Here is a 17,443-nt window from a genome sequence, read left to right on the forward strand (position 1 = left end):
CGAGAGATTCAGACACGCCTACTGATCGAACACGCCGGGGCGTTCGAGGCTCAAATACCACAATTTCGGTGACCGTGCGGTTATGTTCTAGCGAACGCACCTGTACCTGCACCTTCTCGAGAAAGTGGACGCCATGCGAGCAGATCGCGACCATCACGGTCAGCACCGCCTCGGAATGCCGAACGGCGTGCACTGCATAGAGTTTCCCGAAGTTGCTTTTGCCCTGGCAGAGCACCGTCGTACGTGGTTCACGATGCTCGTGAGCCAAGGCCGACACAGCTTCGCGTCGATGCGTAAGCGCACAGCCGAAGCGACCGCCACCTACTGGGTGCCTGCTCCCGCAAACTGAGTTCTCTTCACGAAGTACAAAATGACCGGCAACCCTTCGGTGCCGGTCATTTTTGTGTTCACTCACTGAATTGATTCTTCGCTCGCAAGTGACACCTGGCAGAGAAAAGAACCCCGCCCCTGCACGTGCAGGGGCGGGGTTCTTCACAGATCTCGCCTGATCAGATCAAGCGGTAATCCTTATGCGTTGCCCGACAGCTTCTCGCGAAGTGCGGCGAGCTGTGCATCGCTGGCAAGCGATCCGCCAGCGGACTCGGCCGGAGCGGAGCCGGCAGCAGCCGGAGCCTCGGCGTCGTCTGCAGCAGCCGTCTCCGAGGAGTAGCCGGCAGCAGCGGTGGCAGCCTCAGCGGCCTCGTCTGCAGCGGTCTTCTCCATCTGAGCGGTGTGCATCTTGTGGCGACGCTCAGCCTCGGCGTAGCGGTTCTCCCACTCTTCACGCTGCTTGTCGAAGCCCTCGAGCCATTCGTTGGTCTCGGGATCGAAGCCCTCGGGGAAGATGTAGTTGCCCTGCTCGTCGTACGAGTCGGCCATGCCGTACTTGGACGGATCGAACTCGGCGTTGTAATCCTCGTTGGCCTGCTTCAGCGACAGCGAGATACGACGACGCTCGAGGTCGATGTCGATGACCTTGACGAGTGCATCGTCGCCGACGCCGACAACCTGGTCCGGAACCTCGACGTGGCGCTCAGCGAGCTCCGAGATGTGAACGAGGCCTTCGATTCCCTCTTCGACGCGCACGAATGCACCGAACGGAACCAGCTTCGTGACCTTGCCGGGCACGATCTGGCCGATGGCGTGCGTGCGGGCGAACTGACGCCACGGATCTTCCTGCGTTGCCTTGAGCGACAGGGAGACGCGCTCGCGGTCCAGGTCGACGTCGAGAACCTCGACGGTGACCTCGGTGCCGACCTCGACAACCTCGGACGGGTGATCGATGTGCTTCCAAGACAGCTCGGAAACGTGAACCAGACCGTCTACGCCGCCCAGGTCCACGAATGCACCGAAGTTGACGATGGAGGACACGACGCCCTTGCGGACCTGGCCCTTCTGGAGCTGGTGCAGGAATTCGCTGCGAACCTCGGACTGAGTCTGCTCGAGCCATGCGCGGCGCGACAGGACCACGTTGTTGCGGTTCTTGTCGAGCTCGATGATCTTGGCCTCGATCTCCTTGCCGACGTACGGCTGGAGGTCGCGGACGCGACGCATTTCGACGAGCGAAGCGGGGAGGAAGCCACGAAGACCGATGTCAAGGATGAGGCCGCCCTTGACGACCTCGATGACGGTGCCCTTGACGGCCTCGTCCTTCTCCTTGAGCTCCTCGATGGTGCCCCAGGCACGCTCGTACTGAGCGCGCTTCTTCGACAGGATCAGTCGACCTTCTTTGTCCTCCTTGGTGAGGACGAGAGCCTCGACCGCATCTCCCACGGAGACGACCTCATTGGGGTCGACGTCGTGCTTGATGGAGAGCTCACGAGAAGGGATGACGCCTTCGGTCTTGTAACCGATGTCGAGCAGAACCTCGTCGCGGTCGACCTTGACGATGGTTCCTTCGACGATGTCGCCATCGTTGAAGTACTTGATCGTGGCATCGATGGCGGCGAGGAAGTCCTCGGCGGAGCCAATGTCGTTAATGGCAACCTGCGGCGAGGTGACGGTTGTGGAGGGCATATGTTGAATTGCTCCGGACGAGTTGTGGTCGGTTGATGGATTTTGTCGGACGAGATGCGCAACTGTGGCGTACAAATGTTGGAAGTACTTTGTGAAGTACTAGATCGAAGTACCCAGCTGCATCAATAACGAACAACCGAATACCGGATCACATTCCACACCGCGGAAGCGCACCGCGAGCTCCCTCGATCCGACTGATTCCGAGACCTTGGTAAAGATCTCGTATAGACAATCGGTCGGATGACAGACACTCGCGTGAGTAAGACTACGCGTCGGCTATCTTGCCGGGCAAACCCGGGTACCCTGCGCCCGCATCACCCGTTCTACTGTGTTGTTCATGTCTGACGAGCGCCATGCCGCTGCCAATTCCATTCTCGGTACCAGCGGCGTCGGCCGAGTCCGTGTCGATTCGAGTGCCAGCGACCGCGCCAGCCGTGCGTGGTGGGACGCCGACGCCGACGATTACCACCGAACCCACGGCGAGTTTCTGGGCGTGAACAGCGCGGAAGGTGAATTCGTCTGGTGCCCCGAAGGGCTGCACGAGGGCGATCACCACTTGCTCGGCGACATAGTCGACAAAGACATATTGGAAGTGGGTTGCGGCTCGGCGCCGTGTGCCCGATGGCTCGCCGGACATGGTGCTCGGGCCGTCGGTCTCGACATCTCGATGGGGATGCTCGCCCGCGGGCAGGACGCGATGAATGCCGGCGGACCGGCAGTCCCGTTGATTCAGGCAAGTGCGGAACTCCTGCCGTTTGCCGACGGGAGTTTCGACATCGTTTGTTCCGCGTTCGGCGCCGTCCCGTTCGTTGCCGATTCGCAGCGAGTGATGAACGAAGTCGCCCGGGTTCTCCGTCCCGGCGGATCGTGGGTCTTTGCCGTCAACCATCCGATTCGATGGATCTTCCCCGACGATCCCGGGCCGAAAGGCTTGACCGCGACCCTCCCCTACTTCGACCGCACCCCGTATGTCGAGGTCGATGACAACGGAGTCCCCACCTACGTCGAGCATCACCGCACCATCGGCGACCGGGTTCGTGAGATCGTCGCCGCCGGACTTCAGGTGCGCGACATCATCGAGCCCGAATGGCCGGAGTGGTTGGACCGCGAATGGGGACAGTGGAGTCCCCTGCGCGGCCAACTCTTTCCGGGCACTGCAATTTTCAGCGCCGTCAAACCCTGACGGCTACAGCAGCTTCGACAGGAAAGCCTTGGTCCGGTCGTGCTGAGGATTGGCCAGGAGTTCCCGCGGCTCGCCTGCCTCGACCACAACTCCCCCGTCCATGAACACCAACTGGTCGGCGACCTCGCGGGCGAATCCCATCTCGTGGGTGACGACCACCATCGTCATGCCTTCTTTGGCCAACTGCTTCATCACGGTGAGAACTTCACCGACCAGTTCGGGGTCGAGCGCGGACGTCGGCTCGTCGAACAGCATGAGCTTCGGGTCCATCGCGAGTGCGCGGGCGATGGCAACTCTTTGCTGCTGACCACCCGACAACTGGGCCGGGTAGGCGTTGGCTTTGGCGCTCAACCCGACCTGATCGAGGAGGTCCTTCGCTCGTTCGACAGCCTTCTTCTTACTGACGCGCTTCACCTGCGTCGGCGCTTCGATGATGTTCTCGAGAGCGGTGCGGTGTGGGAACAGATTGAAGTGCTGAAACACCATCCCGATGTCGCGGCGTTGTTTGGCCGCTGCTCGCGGGTGAAGTTCGTACAGTTTTCCGTTCTTCTCCGAGTAGCCCACCAGGTCGCCGTCGACGTACAGTCGGCCGGCGTTGACCTGCTCGAGGTGATTGATGCAGCGCAAGAACGTCGACTTGCCTGATCCGGACGGACCGACGAGGCACAGAACTTGGCCGGGATCGATTTCGAGTGAGACCCCTTTGAGAACCTCGAGCGCGCCGAAGTTCTTACAGACCCGGTCTGCCTTGACCATCGGTGTCATCTGCGTTCTCCTCCTGGAATATCCGGGAGTGTCTCCACTACCGTTTCTTTGCCCTGTGCGTCGGCGAGTGCCTGAAGCTGGCGAGTGGTGAGCGTCCTCGTCGACCCTTTCGAATAGTGGCGTTCGACGTAGTACTGGCCGACCATGAGAACACTGGTCATTGCGAGGTACCACGTAACCGCGACCATCAAGAGTGGGATCGGCTCGAAATTTGCACCGGATATGTCTCTCGCTCGTCCGTAGAGTTCGGTACTCAACGGCACTGCGGTCACCAGCGAAGTCGTCTTGAGCAAGCTGATCAATTCGTTGCCGGTCGGTGGGATGATCACCCGCATCGCCTGGGGAAGGACCGTTCGCCGCATCGTCTGGCCCCACGTCATTCCCAAAGCCACTGACGCTTCGGTCTGACCTTCGTTGACCGAGGCGATACCTGCACGGACGATTTCGGCCATGTACGCCGCCTCGTTCAATGCGAGTCCGATGACTGCGAAGAGAAACGCCGCCTGGAGATCCTGCATGTCGAAATGCACGAACTGATGGACGAACGGAACGCCGAGATCGATGCTCTTGTATATGGAGGGGAAGAGACCCCAGAAGACGAGCTGGACGTAAACGGGCGTGCCGCGGAAGACCCACAAATACACCCAGGCAGCGGACTTCAGCACCGGGTTCGGCGACAGCCGCATTACCGCGAGGACGATGCCCAGAACGATCGCGGCTGCCATCGACAGAATTGTCAGTTGAATGGTGACCCAGGCGGCCTTCGAAATTCGAGCGTCGAAGAGGTACTGGCGGTAAGTCGCCCAGCCGAACTGTTCATTGGTCGCCGAACCGTAGATAAAGAGCCCTACCAGGACCACCACCACGACTGCTGCGACCCATCGGCCCGGTCTGCGCAGTGGGATCGCCTTGATCGGCGCCGGATCGCCAGTCTCAGTTGTTGTCATGTTCATCAGCTTTCCGCGCCGTTGATCTTGGATACTTCGATGACGCCGGCCTCGACACTCCAGGTCTGCGCGATCTGTTGATAGACACCGTTGTCGATCAGGTACTGCATTGCCTGCTGCAGGGCGGGACCGAGGGCGGAACCCTTCACGATCGGCCAGCCGTACGGCGCGGAATCAAAGGGCTGACCCGCAGCTTCCATCCGCCCCTTACTCCGTTTGATCGCGTAGCCGGTCACCGGTGAATCAGCGGACAACGCGTCGACTCGACCCAGGATGAGTGCGTTGGCCGCGTCGTCCTGACTGTCGTACTTGATCTTCTCGATGGGCGGCTTGCCCGCAGCAACGCATGCCTCGCTCTTGGCGGGTACTTCGTCGATGTCCTCGGTAGTTGTGGTCTGTACCGCCACTCGCAACCCACACGCATTGTTCGGGTCCACGGGATTGTCCGGCCGCTGAGCCCACTGGATACCTGCGCTGTAGTACGTGACGAAGTCGACCGACTTCTCCCGCTCCTTGGAGTCGGTGAACGAAGACATGCCGAGGTCGTAGCTTCCCGACTGGATAGCGGGGATGATCTTGTCGAAGTCGGCCTGGTTATAGACAGCTTCGACCCCGAGCACGGCGGCAACGGCATTCATCAGGTCGACGTCGAAGCCGACGATTTTGCCATTCTCATCTTTGAATTCGTTTGGTGCGTAAGGAATGTTGACCCCGACCTGCAGCTTGCCCGACTCCCTGACGTTCGGGGGCAACAGGGCGGCGATCTCGGGCACCTTCTGGATGTCAAGTGGCGGCCCCTCCGGAACGAGGCCCTCGTTGTTGGTCACACACCCGCCGCACAGTGCGACGATCAAGCCCACCAACAAGACTCGCACCACGTTGGTGCGGATACGCCCGCCACTGCTCGAGCCATAACTCACGCCACGTGGCCTTGGTGCCCGTGCGTTTTCATCGACCACGACTCTGCTCTCCACTCGTCGATCGCCGCACTTGCAACGTCCATCCGAAATTCAGTCGAACGGTAGGTTACGGCAGGAGTTCCACCGTCGCCGACTTCGCAAGATTCCGGCCTGTCGTACAAGAATCAGCGACGCAGAGTGTGTGCGTACACGACTTCGGAAAATTCGCTGGTCGATGCCAAACCGCCGAGGTCGGCGGTCGCGATGCCCGACGCGATGGTCGTGCGAACGGCATCTGAAATCCGGCGTGCTGCCGCAGACAACAACCGATCGCCACGCGCATCACCGAGCCAGTCGAGCATCATTGCACTCGAGAGGAACAGTGCCGTCGGGTTCGCCCGATTCTTCCCGGCGATGTCGGGTGCGGCACCGTGCGCAGCCTGAGCCATGACCTGCGTCTCGGAAGCGTTGATCGACGGCGCGGTTCCGAGTGAACCGGACAGCTCGCCCGCCAGATCCGACAAGATGTCGCCGAACATGTTTTCCGTCACCACGACATCGAAGTCGCCGCCGCGCCGAACCAGGTGCGCCGCCATCGCGTCGACGTGCTCGTCGTCGACGACTACGTGTGGGTACTCCGCAGCGACGGTTCGGCAGGCGTCACGGAACAGGCCGGTGGTCAGTGTGAGGACGTTGGCTTTGTGGACGATCGTGACGTGATTGCGCCGTCGCGACGCCAACGCGAAGGCAGTGCGTGCGATCCGTTCACACGCAGCGCGGGTGAACACACCGACGGCCAGCGCGATGTCGGGCGTCGGCATGAATTCACCACTGCCGACTGCCATGTTCCGATCCGCGTACAACCCCTCGGTGTTCTCGCGGACGATCACCAGATCCATGTCGGGGACCATCGCCTTGACACCGGGGAACGCCGCTGCCGGTCGGATGTTCGCGAACAGCTCGAACTTCTTCCGGATGACGCCGCCGGGTGTGAGTTGTCCGCGAAACCTCTCCGGATAGGACGCACTGTCGTGGGGTCCGAGAATCCAACCCTGCAGCTGCCCCAACCCATCGATGGTCTCGTCGGGAATCGGCGTGCCGTGGCTGTCGATGGCCGTACTCCCGAGCGGAAGCTCGACCCACTCGACGGGCGGAGCATGAACCGCTGACAACGCCGCATCCACGATCTGCCGTGTCGCCGGGACGATTTCGTGGCCGATTCCGTCGCCGTGCATGAGCCCCAGCCGCATGGCCGAAGTACCGATTGCGCTCGCACCTGTCATCAGGCAATCATTGCTCACCATGGTCCAGTCGGTGGAATTGCTCCTCGATCCAATGAGTGAGTCGGCAGTGCGAGCACAATGGCAGCTACTCGCCGACGCCGGTTTACCGAGTCAGGCCTCTCATCACAGCCCGTCCAACCGTCCGCACATCACGCTGTTCGTCGCCCGTGAGATCCCCGCGGAGATCGACGAACTGTTGAAGCGGCGCTTCTCGGCCCCGGACTTCGAGGTCCGACTCGGTGGCTACGTCGTGTTCGGCGGCAAGCAGATGGTCTTGGCGCGCTCGGTCATTCCTTCGCGCGCACTCCTTCACCTGCACCGAGAAATAGCCGAGTCAACAGTTGGCTCGACGGCACTTCCCGCCCACGTCGAGCCCGGCGCGTGGACGCCTCATGTAACGCTCGCCCGACGCGTCGAACCTGCACGTCTGGGTGAAGCCATCGCCCTGCTGGGCACCGACGTGATTCAAGGGCGCTGCGGCGCGATCAGGCGCTGGGACGGCGAACAGAAGACGGAGTGGTTACTGACGCCGCCGCTGTGACAGATCGGGTTGCACGTCGGGTCACCAGGATTCCCGCGATCACCGCGAGTGCACCAACCGGCTGATTCCAGCCAACGCTTTCGTTCAAGACTATTGCGCCGAGAGCGACGCCCACCACTGGACTGAGATAAGTGACGGTGGACGCCGCAGTCGGCCCCCACCCCTGAACGACATTGGTGTTCCAGATGAATGCGAGCCCGGTCCCCAGTGCGCCCAGAGCGATCATCGACAGGACAATTGCCGGCGTCAGGTGCATCGGTGTATTCGCGATGACCGGTGAGGCCAGAACCATCACGAAAGCTCCGATACTGATCTGTAATAGCGCGACTGTGCGGGTGTCGACGCCGAGAGGAAGCACGAAACGTCTGAGGTAGACAAACGAAATCCCGTACGACGCAGTCGCTCCCAGGCAAGCGACCTGAGAACTGACACTTCCGCCGACGCCGAGATTCCACGGCGCCAATACGATCAGCACCCCACCGAATCCGAGAAGCAACCCCAGCGATTTGTATCGCGTCAGCGTCTCCCCCGGCAGAAAGGCAAGGGAGACAGCCATAGTCATCAGTGGCGTGGTGGCGTTGTAGATGCTCGCGAGTCCCGAGGACATGTTTTGCTCCGCCCAACTGAACAGCAGCCACGGCACGATGCATTGTGTCGCTGCGAGAAAAGCCATGTGTTTCCAGACGCGAAAGTCCCTCGGTAGGCCGATCCGGCTGACCGATGTCACGAGAACCAGCGCGAGCGCACCGAAGACCAAGCGCCACAGAACTACCTGCGTGAAGGACAGACCTTCGAGCCCGATCTTCATGAAGAGGAAACTAGCTCCCCACACCACCGCAGCTGCGGTGTATTGAAAGGCCAGACTTGCCCTCAAAGGGTGAAGTCTCCGTGCGGACTGACGTCGTGACGAGTGTCGGGCGTTCGGCCGGCAAGAGCTAGTACGTTCAGGACCAGTAGGACCAAGACGCTGACGACGATGATTGCCATGTGTCCAGCCTGACGGAATGTCCCACGTGGCAGTAGTGGCAGAAAAGCCAGACTTGGACGATTTTCTGCCACTTTCCTGTTTTTCTGTCACACTCGAAAGATGCTCGCGAAAGTGGTGGTCCCACTGATGCCGATGACCGAGGCGTTCGAACTCGGCGTGGCATGTGAAGTCTTCGGCTTCGACCGATCCGACGACGGCCTCCCCACGTACGACTTCTCTCTGATCGCCGCGGTTCCGGGTCCGATCCGAACGCGGTTCGGGTACAACATCGATGTTCCGTACAACCTCGATTCTCTCGACGACGCCGATCTCATCGTCGTGTCCGCCGGCGGAACCTACGACGCCGGCGACGCGTACATGTGCTCACCGAGTCCCGACTCGACTGTCGATCCCCTGTTGGTCAAACTCAACGAGGCCGTAGCCCGGGGCGCCAAGGTGGCGAGTCTGTGCACCGGAGCGTTTGTCCTCGGGGCGGCTGGACTACTGGACGGAAGGCGATGCACGACGCATTGGCGGCATGCAGAGAGGCTTGCCCAGACATATCCGGAAGCCAAGGTCGATCCGGACGTGTTGTACGTGGACGAAGATCCGGTGTTCACCAGCGCAGGCACCGCGGCAGGAATCGACCTGTGCCTGCACATCGTCCGAAAAGAACAGGGTTCTCGCGTTGCCAATGGCATCGCGAGAAGGATGGTGGTGCCGCCCCATCGTGACGGTGGGCAAGCCCAGTACGTTGCCACTCCCCTCGCCTCGACGCCGAGTGCAACCCTTGCCCCGCTCCTCGACTGGATGACGGAGAACCTCGCCCTCGACCTCACTGTGGGCATGGTCGCGGCCCGCGCGAACATGTCCGCGCGCACGTTCGCGCGCCGTTTCCAAGCGGAAACGGGAACAACCCCCGCCCGCTGGCTCAGCGATCAGCGAGTACTGGCCGCCCAACACCTCCTCGAGAATTCCGACCTCTCCGTCGACGTCATCGCAGAACGCGTCGGATTCGGCGGCGGTGCCGTGCTTCGCCAGCACTTCATTCGTCTGCGTTGCACCACGCCGCAGGCCTACCGCCGGACGTTTCGGGCGACCGACAACGCAAGCTGAAATCGGCTCAGGGAAGAATCAGCGGTTCCGGGGCGTTGCACACACCAACAGCCCGCACAATGGAAAGGACCCCTGTGGCCACCCAGACACTCACCCAGCAGAACTTCGACGAAACGATCAACGGCAGCGACGTCGTCCTCGTGGACTTCTGGGCCTCCTGGTGCGGCCCGTGCCGCCAGTTCGCACCGACGTTCGAAGCCTCTTCGGAGAAGCATGCCGACGTCGTTCACGCCAAGGTCGACACCGAGGCCGAGCAGGGAATCGCAGCGGCCGCCAACATCCGCTCCATCCCCACGATCATGGCCTTCCGCGAAGGCGTACTCGTGTTCAACCAGGCCGGCGCGCTTCCCGCCGCTCAGCTCGAAGAGCTCGTCACTCAGGTCAAGGCACTCGACATGGACGAGGTCCGCAAGCAGATCGCAGAGCAGACCGCATCTGCTGAATAGCGTGAAAAGGCTGGGCCGGAATCGAAGTCGATTCCGGCCCAGCCTTTTTCGTTGCTGCCTAGTGAGCCGCGCTGTCCCAGCTTCGACCGGTTCCCACCGAAACATCCAGAGGTACTGACAGCTCGATGGCTGTGGCCATCTTGTCCTTGACCAGCGCGGTGACCTCCTCCAACTCGGAGGCAACCACTTCGAGCACCAATTCGTCGTGCACCTGCAACAGCATGCGCGACTTCAATCCGGCGTCGGCGAGAGCCTTCTGCACGTTGATCATCGCCACCTTGATGATGTCGGCCGCAGTGCCCTGGATCGGCGCATTGAGGGCAGCACGTTCGGCAACCTCACGACGTTGACGGTTGTCGCTGTTGAGGTCCGGCAGGTAGCGACGACGACCGTAGAGCGTCGAGGTGTAGCCGTCCTTACGTGCCTGCTCGACCACCGCGTGGAGGTAATCCCGCACGCCGCCGAAACGAGCGAAGTACGCATCCATCTGCTGCTTCGCTTCTTCGGTCGAAATCTTCAGCTGCGACGCCAATCCGTAGGCACTGAGCCCGTAGGCCAGACCGTACGACATCGCCTTGACCCGGCGACGCAGTTCAGGAGTCACCTCTTCGATCGGTACACCGAATGCACGCGAGCCGACAAAGCTGTGCAGGTCCTCACCGGTGTTGAATGCCTCGATCAGCCCCTCGTCGCCTGACACGTGCGCCATGATGCGCATTTCGATCTGGCTGTAGTCGGCAGTGAGCAGAACGTCGAACCCCTGCCCGACTACGAATCCGTCGCGAATCTCGCGCCCCGCGTCGTTTCGCACCGGGATGTTCTGCAAGTTCGGATCGGTCGACGACAGGCGTCCGGTCGCGGCAACCGTCTGATTGAACGTCGTGTGAATGCGTCCGTCTTCGGCTACGGCCTTGAGAAGACCGTCGACGGTCACCTTCATACGCGTCGCATCACGGTGCGCGAGAAGGTGTTCGAGGAACGGGTGTCCTGTCTTGTCGAACAGACCCTGCAACGCCTCGGCGTCGGTGGTGTAGCCCGTCTTCGTCTTCTTCGTCTTGGGCATGTCGAGTTCTTCGAACAAGACCACCTGCAGCTGCTTCGGCGAACCCAGGTTGATCTGCTTGTCGATCACCTCGTAGGCCGAGTTTGCGGCGTCGGCGACCTGGGAGGCGAAACGGCTCTGAAGATCGTGCAGATGCGCGCTGTCGACGGCGATGCCGGTGGCCTCGATCTGAGCGAGCTCGATCGTCAACGGCAGTTCCATGTCGGAGAGGAGCGACTTGGATTCGATCGACTCCAACTCGGTGTCCAGTGCAGCCGCCAAGTCGAGAACGGCCTGAGCGCTGAGCATCGCGGTCTCGGCCGCTTCGGCATCGAGCTGTTCGGTGTCGTCGAGCAGTGAAAGCTGTTCCTGGCCGGATGTTTCGGCGCGCAGTTCACGCTTGAGGTAGCGGAGCGAGAGGTCGTCGAGATTGAAGCTGCGCTGGCCCGGCCGGACGAGGTACGCGGCCAGAGCAGTGTCGCTGGTCAGTCCACCGAGCGTCCAACCACGCCCACGCAGAGCATGGATCGCCCACTTGGCTTCGTGCAGCGCCTTCGGCTGCGATGCGTCGGCGAGCCAATCACCCAGAGCTGCTTCGTCTTCCGGTGTTGCCGTCGACGCCGCGATGTATGCACATTCACCGTCGGAGGCCGCGATCGCGAGTGCAGTGACGTCGCCGGCAAACGGAGTTCTGGTTCCGAGCACCGTCACGCCGTGACGCTCACCGGTTCGTGCGTGGGCGTCGAGCCACGCGGCAACCGCACCCGGGGCGAGTGCGTCGCCGCTGACCTCGAACCCTTCCTCTGCTTCGGGCTCGGACGACGACAGGGTCGCGAACAGTCGATCGCGGAGAACCTTGAACTCGAGATCGTCGAACAACGCATGAATCTTCTCGCGGTCCCACGGGGCCAACACCAACTGCTCGGGCGTGTACGGCAAGGGAACGTCGCGAACCATTTCGGTGAGCTGACGATTGAGCAGGACGTTCGCGAGGTTCTCCCGCAGTGAGTCGCCCACCTTGCCGCGGACCTTGTCCACGTTGTCGACCAGTCCCTGCAGGTCGCCGTACTCACGGATCCACTTGGTGGCGGTCTTCTCGCCGACGCCGGGGATGCCGGGGAGGTTGTCACTCGGGTCGCCGCGCAGTGCAGCAAAATCGGGATACTGCGCCGGGCTGAGGCTGTACTTCTCCTCTACGGCCGTCGGCGTGAATCGGGTGAGCTCCGAGACACCCTTCTTCGGGTAGAGCACAGTGACGTTGTCGGTCACCAGTTGCAGCGAGTCACGGTCACCGGTCACGACGAGAACCCGGTATCCGAGGGCCTCCGCCTGCGTGGTCAAGGTGGCGATCACGTCGTCGGCTTCGAAACCTTCCTCGGCCATGACCGGGATGCCCAGCGCGCCGAGAACGTCCTTGGTGATGTCGATCTGGCCCTTGAATTCGTCAGGAGCCTTCGCGCGCTGCGCCTTGTATTCGGGGAACAGGTCGGCGCGAAACGTCTGACGCGACACGTCGAAGGCCGCGGCCAGGTGGGTGGGCTGCTCGTCACGAAGAAGGTTGATCAACATCGACGTGAAGCCGTACACCGCGTTGGTGGCCTGCCCACTGTGTGTCTTGAAGTTCTCTGCAGGCAGCGCGTAGAAGGCGCGAAACGCCAACGAATGCCCGTCGAGAAGCATCAGAAGAGGGCGATCGTCCGCCTTGCCGGTGGTGCCGGCTGGAGCGGTGGACGTGCTGGACCGAGTTGTGGTTGCGGGGCTCACGGTTCATCAGTCTAGGGATCGCGACCGACATCGACGCCTTCGCCGTTGTTTACGCAGGAACAGACACAAGAATCGGACAATTGATGCAGCCTTCGGCCTTCGATACGGAACCGAAACATCCCGGAAATCTCAGAACCCCATCTGAAGCGAACGGAGCCGTTAGAGTCCGGAAATCGCAGCAGCGAAACAATCCCTCTGCTGCGCGGCACTTTGTCCAGACGCGCTATTCCCGACCCGCTCGGAGGACGTACGTGGCCCCACCCGTAGTGAAACGGCAGACCCTCGCGACACTCAGCCGACTACTGGCCTTTGCATTACTGACGTTCTTCGCATTACTCAGCCTGGCCGGAACTGCTTCGGCTCAGGAACCGACCACTTCCCCTACACCGCCGACCCCGACAGCATCCGCGCCACCGACAGCACCGGTTCCCGACAACGCTGTCCCCGTCAGCGGCAATCTCAACAACGGCGGCACACGCCTCGAGGGCGTCACCGTGCGTGCACTCGATTCTTCCGGCACGGAAGTCGCCACCGGAGAATCGGCATCGAACGGCCGTTGGGAACTGGCCGTGGCACCGGGCACCTACACCTTCGAGATCGTTGCCGACACACTTCCCGACGGGGTCAGTGTGCAAGCCGCTGTCGAACGCGAGGTGGTGGCCGGCCGCGCGAACACCGTGATCTTCTCGTTCGGCGAGGTACGTACCGCCTCGAATGTCAGCTTCGGCGAGAAGCTGATCCGCACGACGGTCGACGGTCTGCGGTTCGGCCTCGTGATCGCGATCGCCGGTGTGGGTTTGAGCCTGATCTACGGCACCACTGGCCTGACCAACTTCGCTCACGGCGAGATGGTGACGTTGGGAGCCGTTGCTGCCTGGGTGATCAACACGTCCTTCGGCGTTCCGCTGATTCCCGCCACGATCCTCGCGATCTTCGTCGGCATCGGCATCGGCCTGCTGACCAACGGAATCGTCTGGAAACCACTGCGTAAGCGCAAGACCGGGTTGATCGCGCAATTGGTGGTCTCGATCGGCCTCGCGATTTCATTGCGCTACTTGATCCTGATCTTCTTCTCCGACCGCGCCGAACCGTTCGACGACTACCAGGGCCAGGTCGAGAAGAACTGGGGCCCGATCGCACTGACCGACGCCAACGCGATAGTCATGATCGTCAGTCTGGTCGTCCTGGTCGGCGTCGCACTGCTTCTGCAGAAGACTCGCATCGGAAAGGCCATGCGTGCCGTCTCCGACAATCGTGACCTCGCCGCTTCGTCCGGAATCAACGTCGAGCGCGTGATCATGTTCGTCTGGGGTCTCGGCGGCGGATTGGCCGCCCTCGGCGGTGTGCTGTTCGGCATCTCCGAACTCGGCGGACGCGTCCAGTGGGAAATGGGATTCAAACTGTTGCTGCTCATGTTCGCCGGAATCACCCTCGGTGGTCTGGGAACCGCGTACGGGGCGCTACTCGGCTGCGTCATCGTCGGACTTCTGGTCCAACTCTCGACGCTCATCATCAACCCAGACCTCAAATACATCGGCGGACTTCTCGTCTTGATCGTGATCCTCGTGGTTCGCCCCCAGGGCATCCTCGGATCCAGACAAAGGATCGGGTGACGAATATGGACATCATGGGAGCTTTCCAGGTTTCCTTCGCCCAGCTGATCGGGCCGTCGGCAATCTTCTACGCACTGTTGGCAATCGGGTTGAACCTGCACTTCGGCTACGCCGGACTGCTCAATTTCGGTCAGATCGGTTTTGCCCTTCTCGGCGGCTACGGCGTCGGCATCATGACCGTGACCTACGACCAGCCGCTCTGGCTCGGCATCCTGGTCGGACTCACCGCAGCCGGGCTCCTCGCGCTCGTGCTCGGTATCCCGACGCTGCGTCTGCGCGCCGACTATCTCGCCATCGTGACCATCGCGGCCTCGGAGATCTTGCGTCTGATCTTCCGCTCGACCGCGTCGGATTCGGTGACCGGTTCCACCAATGGCCTGTTCGGTTTCGCAGACCCGTTCACCGCACTGAGCCCCTTCGACTCGGCCAAGCAGTACTCATTTCTCGGCGTGAAGTTCTACGGAGACGACCTCTGGTCGATGGTCGTGGGGTGGACGCTGGTCTTGATCTTGTGCGGATTTGTCTACCTGTTGACGCACAGCCCGTGGGGGCGCGTCCTCAAGGCGGTACGCGAAGACGAGGACGCAGCGCGATCGTTGGGCAAGAACGTGTTCGTGTACAAGATGCAGGCGCTGGTTCTCGGCGGCGTGATCGGTGGTCTGGCCGGAGTGTTCAACGCTTTGCAGACCAAGTCCATCAACCCGGACTTCTACTCGACCGCGCAGACGTTCTTCGCGTTCGGCGCACTGATTCTGGGCGGGGCGGCAACGGTATTCGGCCCGGTGGTCGGCGCAATGTTGTTCTGGTTCCTCCTCGCCATCCCTGATGCCTTGCTGCGTCAGGCGATCTCCGGCGAGAATCCGCTGCTCTCGCTGACCGAACAACAGGTCGGAGCCACCAGGTATGTCCTGCTCGGATTGATGATTGCTCTCCTGATGGTCTTCAGACCGCAGGGAATACTGGGTAACAAGCGGGAGGTGCAACTCAATGCTTGACGCCGATACCAGAGCACAGATCTTTGCCGACGTTCCTCACCTTCCCGGATCGGCGAAACCCGATCCGGTGTTGGTCGCTGACAACGTCTCGCGGACGTTCGGCGGTCTCAAGGCCGTCGACGTCGATCACCTCGAGATTCAACGAGGGTGCATCACGGGTCTGATCGGTCCAAACGGTGCCGGAAAAACGACGCTCTTCAACCTCCTTACCGGATTCGACCGGCCGGACACCGGTACGTGGTCGATGGACGGTCAATCGCTGGGCCGCATGTATCCCCACCAGGTAGCCAGGAAAGGAGTGGTACGGACGTTCCAGTTGACCAAGGCGCTCTCCAAACTCACCGTGCTGGACAACGTACGTCTCGGTGCCACCGGCCAACGTGGTGAACGCATTTTTGCATCTCTCGTCCCGTGGATCTGGAAAGGCCAGGAACGCGAGATCACCGAACGCGCCAACGAACTCCTCGCACGATTCAAACTCGACACCAAGGCCGACGACCTCGCCGGTTCACTCTCCGGTGGGCAGCGCAAACTGCTCGAAATGGCTCGCGCACTCATGACCTCGCCCTCGGTGGTGATGCTGGACGAACCGATGGCGGGGGTCAATCCTGCTCTGACGCAAAGCCTGCTCGGACACATCAAGTCATTGCGCGACGACGGAATGACAGTGGTGTTCGTCGAGCACGACATGGACGTGATCCGAGACATCAGCGATTGGGTGGTGGTCATGGCGCAGGGCAGCGTCATCGCCGAATCCACCCCGGACGAACTCTCGTCCAACGCAGCCGTCGTCGACGCATATCTGGGCAGCCACCATGACCAGGCTCTCGAGTTCGACGACAACGGAAATCCGGTGGGCGAGACGGCCGTTCTGGCCGCCGCCCTGGCTGAAGCCGAGGTCGAAACCCTCGAGTCGGGCGGGGACCTGTCGGAACCCGACGTCGACAACCTTCCGGCCGATCTCGCCGCGACGCTGGAATCGAGTCCCGAGGAACCGCGCGGAAGGCACGAGAAGCCATGAGCGAGAACCACGCACGTTCACTCACGCCTGCAGAGTTCGCCCCGACGGCCGAGGAGCATCAGCGACTGTCGGCAGGTGCCCTGCTCCGCGCCGACAGCCTCGTCGCGGGCTACATTCCCGGCGTCAACATCCTGCGTGAATGCAACTTCTTCCTGAAGGAAGGGGAAATCGTCGGGATCATCGGACCGAACGGCGCAGGCAAATCGACACTCCTGAAATCACTGTTCGGACTGATACCGGTACGCGAAGGGTCGGTCACCCTACGCGAGGACAACATCACGTCTGCGCCCGCTCACGTCCTCGTTCAGAAGGGAGTCGGGTACGTCCCTCAAACGCAGAACGTCTTTCAGACTCTGACCATCGAAGAAAACCTCGAAATGGGCATTTATCTGCGTCCCAAGGCATTCGCGGAACGATTCGCCTTCGTGAGTGAACTATTCCCTCTTCTGAGTGAACGACGAAAGGTGAAGGCCGGCGCACTCTCGGGTGGCGAACGCCAGATGGTCGCGATGGGCCGGGCCCTGATGATGGATCCGTCGGTGCTGCTGCTCGACGAACCGTCCGCGGGCCTGTCCCCCATGTTCCAGGACGAGGTGTTCATCCGCTGCAAGAAGATCAATGCTGCCGGTGTCTCGGTCATCATGGTCGAGCAGAACGCGCGCCGCTGCCTTCAGATCTGCGACCGCGGTTACGTACTCGATCAGGGTAAGAACGCGTACACCGACACCGGCGCCAATCTGATGAACGACCCCAAGGTGATCGAGCTGTACTTGGGAACGCTTGCCGGAAGCAAAGAGAAGTAGGACAGACACGAGAATGGGCCAGGGTCGCGAGACCCTGGCCCA

The 17,443-nt window shown here is 61.5% G+C and carries 16 protein-coding genes; 9 read left to right on the forward strand and 7 right to left on the reverse strand.

Annotated elements, in window-relative coordinates; translation table 11 throughout:
- The first annotated feature begins 133 nt into the window (after positions 1 to 133).
- Positions 134 to 349 carry a hypothetical protein gene (locus BH682_RS15705; RefSeq protein ID WP_003944056.1) on the forward strand — a complete coding sequence of 72 codons (216 nt, stop codon included), beginning with the start codon at positions 134 to 136 and terminating at the stop codon, positions 347 to 349.
- Between the two features lie 179 nt (positions 350 to 528).
- Here the strand turns inward: BH682_RS15705 and rpsA are convergent, their stop codons facing one another.
- Positions 529 to 2,016 carry a 30S ribosomal protein S1 gene (rpsA, locus tag BH682_RS15710; RefSeq protein WP_003944095.1) on the reverse strand — a complete coding sequence of 496 codons (1,488 nt, stop codon included), beginning with the start codon at positions 2,014 to 2,016 and terminating at the stop codon, positions 529 to 531.
- Between the two features lie 337 nt (positions 2,017 to 2,353).
- Between rpsA and BH682_RS15715 the strand changes: the two genes are divergently transcribed.
- A complete protein-coding gene (locus BH682_RS15715; RefSeq protein WP_064112545.1) occupies positions 2,354 to 3,199 on the forward strand; it encodes a class I SAM-dependent methyltransferase in 846 nt (281 codons plus the stop codon).
- Positions 3,200 to 3,202: 3 nt separating this feature from the next.
- On the opposite strand, the gene BH682_RS15720 is transcribed toward BH682_RS15715, so the two are convergent.
- The 4 genes from BH682_RS15720 to BH682_RS15735 form a co-directional block, all read right to left on the reverse strand.
- Positions 3,203 to 3,964 carry an amino acid ABC transporter ATP-binding protein gene (locus BH682_RS15720; RefSeq protein WP_003944053.1) on the reverse strand — a complete coding sequence of 254 codons (762 nt, stop codon included), beginning with the start codon at positions 3,962 to 3,964 and terminating at the stop codon, positions 3,203 to 3,205.
- Positions 3,961 to 4,917 carry an amino acid ABC transporter permease gene (locus tag BH682_RS15725; protein ID WP_003944035.1) on the reverse strand — a complete coding sequence of 319 codons (957 nt, stop codon included), beginning with the start codon at positions 4,915 to 4,917 and terminating at the stop codon, positions 3,961 to 3,963. The genes BH682_RS15720 and BH682_RS15725 overlap by 4 nt, the downstream gene beginning before the upstream one ends.
- Positions 4,917 to 5,831 (reverse strand): ABC transporter substrate-binding protein, encoded by a 915-nt coding sequence (locus tag BH682_RS15730; RefSeq protein ID WP_411561150.1) that lies wholly within the window; start codon positions 5,829 to 5,831, stop codon positions 4,917 to 4,919. The genes BH682_RS15725 and BH682_RS15730 overlap by 1 nt, the downstream gene beginning before the upstream one ends.
- 164 nt (positions 5,832 to 5,995) lie before the next feature.
- Positions 5,996 to 7,093 (reverse strand): isocitrate/isopropylmalate dehydrogenase family protein, encoded by a 1,098-nt coding sequence (locus tag BH682_RS15735; protein WP_039972997.1) that lies wholly within the window; start codon positions 7,091 to 7,093, stop codon positions 5,996 to 5,998.
- Here BH682_RS15735 and BH682_RS15740 point away from each other — a divergent pair.
- Positions 7,059 to 7,634 carry a 2'-5' RNA ligase family protein gene (locus tag BH682_RS15740; RefSeq protein ID WP_007728733.1) on the forward strand — a complete coding sequence of 192 codons (576 nt, stop codon included), beginning with the start codon at positions 7,059 to 7,061 and terminating at the stop codon, positions 7,632 to 7,634. The genes BH682_RS15735 and BH682_RS15740 overlap by 35 nt on opposite strands.
- Here the strand turns inward: BH682_RS15740 and BH682_RS15745 are convergent.
- Positions 7,579 to 8,508 carry a DMT family transporter gene (locus BH682_RS15745; RefSeq protein WP_039972995.1) on the reverse strand — a complete coding sequence of 310 codons (930 nt, stop codon included), beginning with the start codon at positions 8,506 to 8,508 and terminating at the stop codon, positions 7,579 to 7,581. The two genes, BH682_RS15740 and BH682_RS15745, sit on opposite strands and share 56 nt — an antisense overlap.
- A gap of 213 nt (positions 8,509 to 8,721) precedes the next feature.
- On the opposite strand from BH682_RS15745, the gene BH682_RS15755 reads away from it, so the two are divergent.
- Together BH682_RS15755 and trxA are read left to right on the forward strand one after the other, a co-directional pair.
- Positions 8,722 to 9,717, forward strand: coding sequence for a helix-turn-helix domain-containing protein (locus BH682_RS15755; protein WP_075833324.1), 996 nt, complete (start codon positions 8,722 to 8,724; stop codon positions 9,715 to 9,717).
- Positions 9,718 to 9,791: 74 nt separating this feature from the next.
- Positions 9,792 to 10,163: a thioredoxin gene (gene trxA / locus BH682_RS15760; RefSeq protein ID WP_003944106.1), complete on the forward strand. Its 372-nt coding sequence runs from the start codon at positions 9,792 to 9,794 to the stop codon at positions 10,161 to 10,163.
- A 58-nt stretch (positions 10,164 to 10,221) separates the two neighbouring features.
- On the opposite strand, the gene polA is transcribed toward trxA, so the two are convergent.
- Entirely contained in the window at positions 10,222 to 12,969 is a 2,748-nt protein-coding gene (gene polA / locus BH682_RS15765) for a DNA polymerase I (protein WP_007728727.1), read from the reverse strand.
- A 302-nt stretch (positions 12,970 to 13,271) separates the two neighbouring features.
- On the opposite strand from polA, the gene BH682_RS15770 reads away from it, so the two are divergent.
- From BH682_RS15770 to BH682_RS15785, 4 genes are read left to right on the forward strand one after another with little or no spacing between them, the layout of a single operon-like run.
- Entirely contained in the window at positions 13,272 to 14,582 is a 1,311-nt protein-coding gene (locus tag BH682_RS15770; protein ID WP_223304673.1) for a branched-chain amino acid ABC transporter permease, read from the forward strand.
- A 5-nt stretch (positions 14,583 to 14,587) separates the two neighbouring features.
- A complete protein-coding gene (locus BH682_RS15775; protein ID WP_003944088.1) occupies positions 14,588 to 15,577 on the forward strand; it encodes a branched-chain amino acid ABC transporter permease in 990 nt (329 codons plus the stop codon).
- Entirely contained in the window at positions 15,570 to 16,598 is a 1,029-nt protein-coding gene (locus BH682_RS15780) for an ABC transporter ATP-binding protein (protein ID WP_054187416.1), read from the forward strand. Before BH682_RS15775 ends, BH682_RS15780 begins: the two co-directional genes overlap by 8 nt.
- A complete protein-coding gene (locus BH682_RS15785) occupies positions 16,595 to 17,401 on the forward strand; it encodes an ABC transporter ATP-binding protein (RefSeq protein WP_075833326.1) in 807 nt (268 codons plus the stop codon). Before BH682_RS15780 ends, BH682_RS15785 begins: the two co-directional genes overlap by 4 nt.
- The last annotated feature ends 42 nt before the right edge of the window (positions 17,402 to 17,443 follow it).

Source organism: Rhodococcus sp. YL-1, from assembly GCF_001942025.1.
Taxonomy (GTDB): Bacteria; Actinomycetota; Actinomycetes; order Mycobacteriales; family Mycobacteriaceae; genus Rhodococcus_F; species Rhodococcus_F qingshengii.

Bases quoted from the DNA above. Each gene is read 5' to 3' on its own strand.
- BH682_RS15740 (WP_007728733.1), top strand. From the start codon at position 7,059: ATGGCCGAAGTACCGATTGCGCTCGCACCTGTCATCAGGCAATCATTG.
- BH682_RS15775 (WP_003944088.1), top strand. From the start codon at position 14,588: ATGGACATCATGGGAGCTTTCCAGGTTTCCTTCGCCCAGCTGATCGGG.
- BH682_RS15780 (WP_054187416.1), top strand. From the start codon at position 15,570: ATGCTTGACGCCGATACCAGAGCACAGATCTTTGCCGACGTTCCTCAC.
- BH682_RS15715 (WP_064112545.1), top strand. From the start codon at position 2,354: ATGTCTGACGAGCGCCATGCCGCTGCCAATTCCATTCTCGGTACCAGC.
- BH682_RS15720 (WP_003944053.1), bottom strand. From the start codon at position 3,964: ATGACACCGATGGTCAAGGCAGACCGGGTCTGTAAGAACTTCGGCGCG.
- rpsA (WP_003944095.1), bottom strand. From the start codon at position 2,016: ATGCCCTCCACAACCGTCACCTCGCCGCAGGTTGCCATTAACGACATT.
- BH682_RS15705 (WP_003944056.1), top strand. From the start codon at position 134: ATGCGAGCAGATCGCGACCATCACGGTCAGCACCGCCTCGGAATGCCG.
- BH682_RS15725 (WP_003944035.1), bottom strand. From the start codon at position 4,917: ATGAACATGACAACAACTGAGACTGGCGATCCGGCGCCGATCAAGGCG.
- BH682_RS15735 (WP_039972997.1), bottom strand. From the start codon at position 7,093: ATGACAGGTGCGAGCGCAATCGGTACTTCGGCCATGCGGCTGGGGCTC.
- BH682_RS15785 (WP_075833326.1), top strand. From the start codon at position 16,595: ATGAGCGAGAACCACGCACGTTCACTCACGCCTGCAGAGTTCGCCCCG.
- BH682_RS15755 (WP_075833324.1), top strand. From the start codon at position 8,722: ATGCTCGCGAAAGTGGTGGTCCCACTGATGCCGATGACCGAGGCGTTC.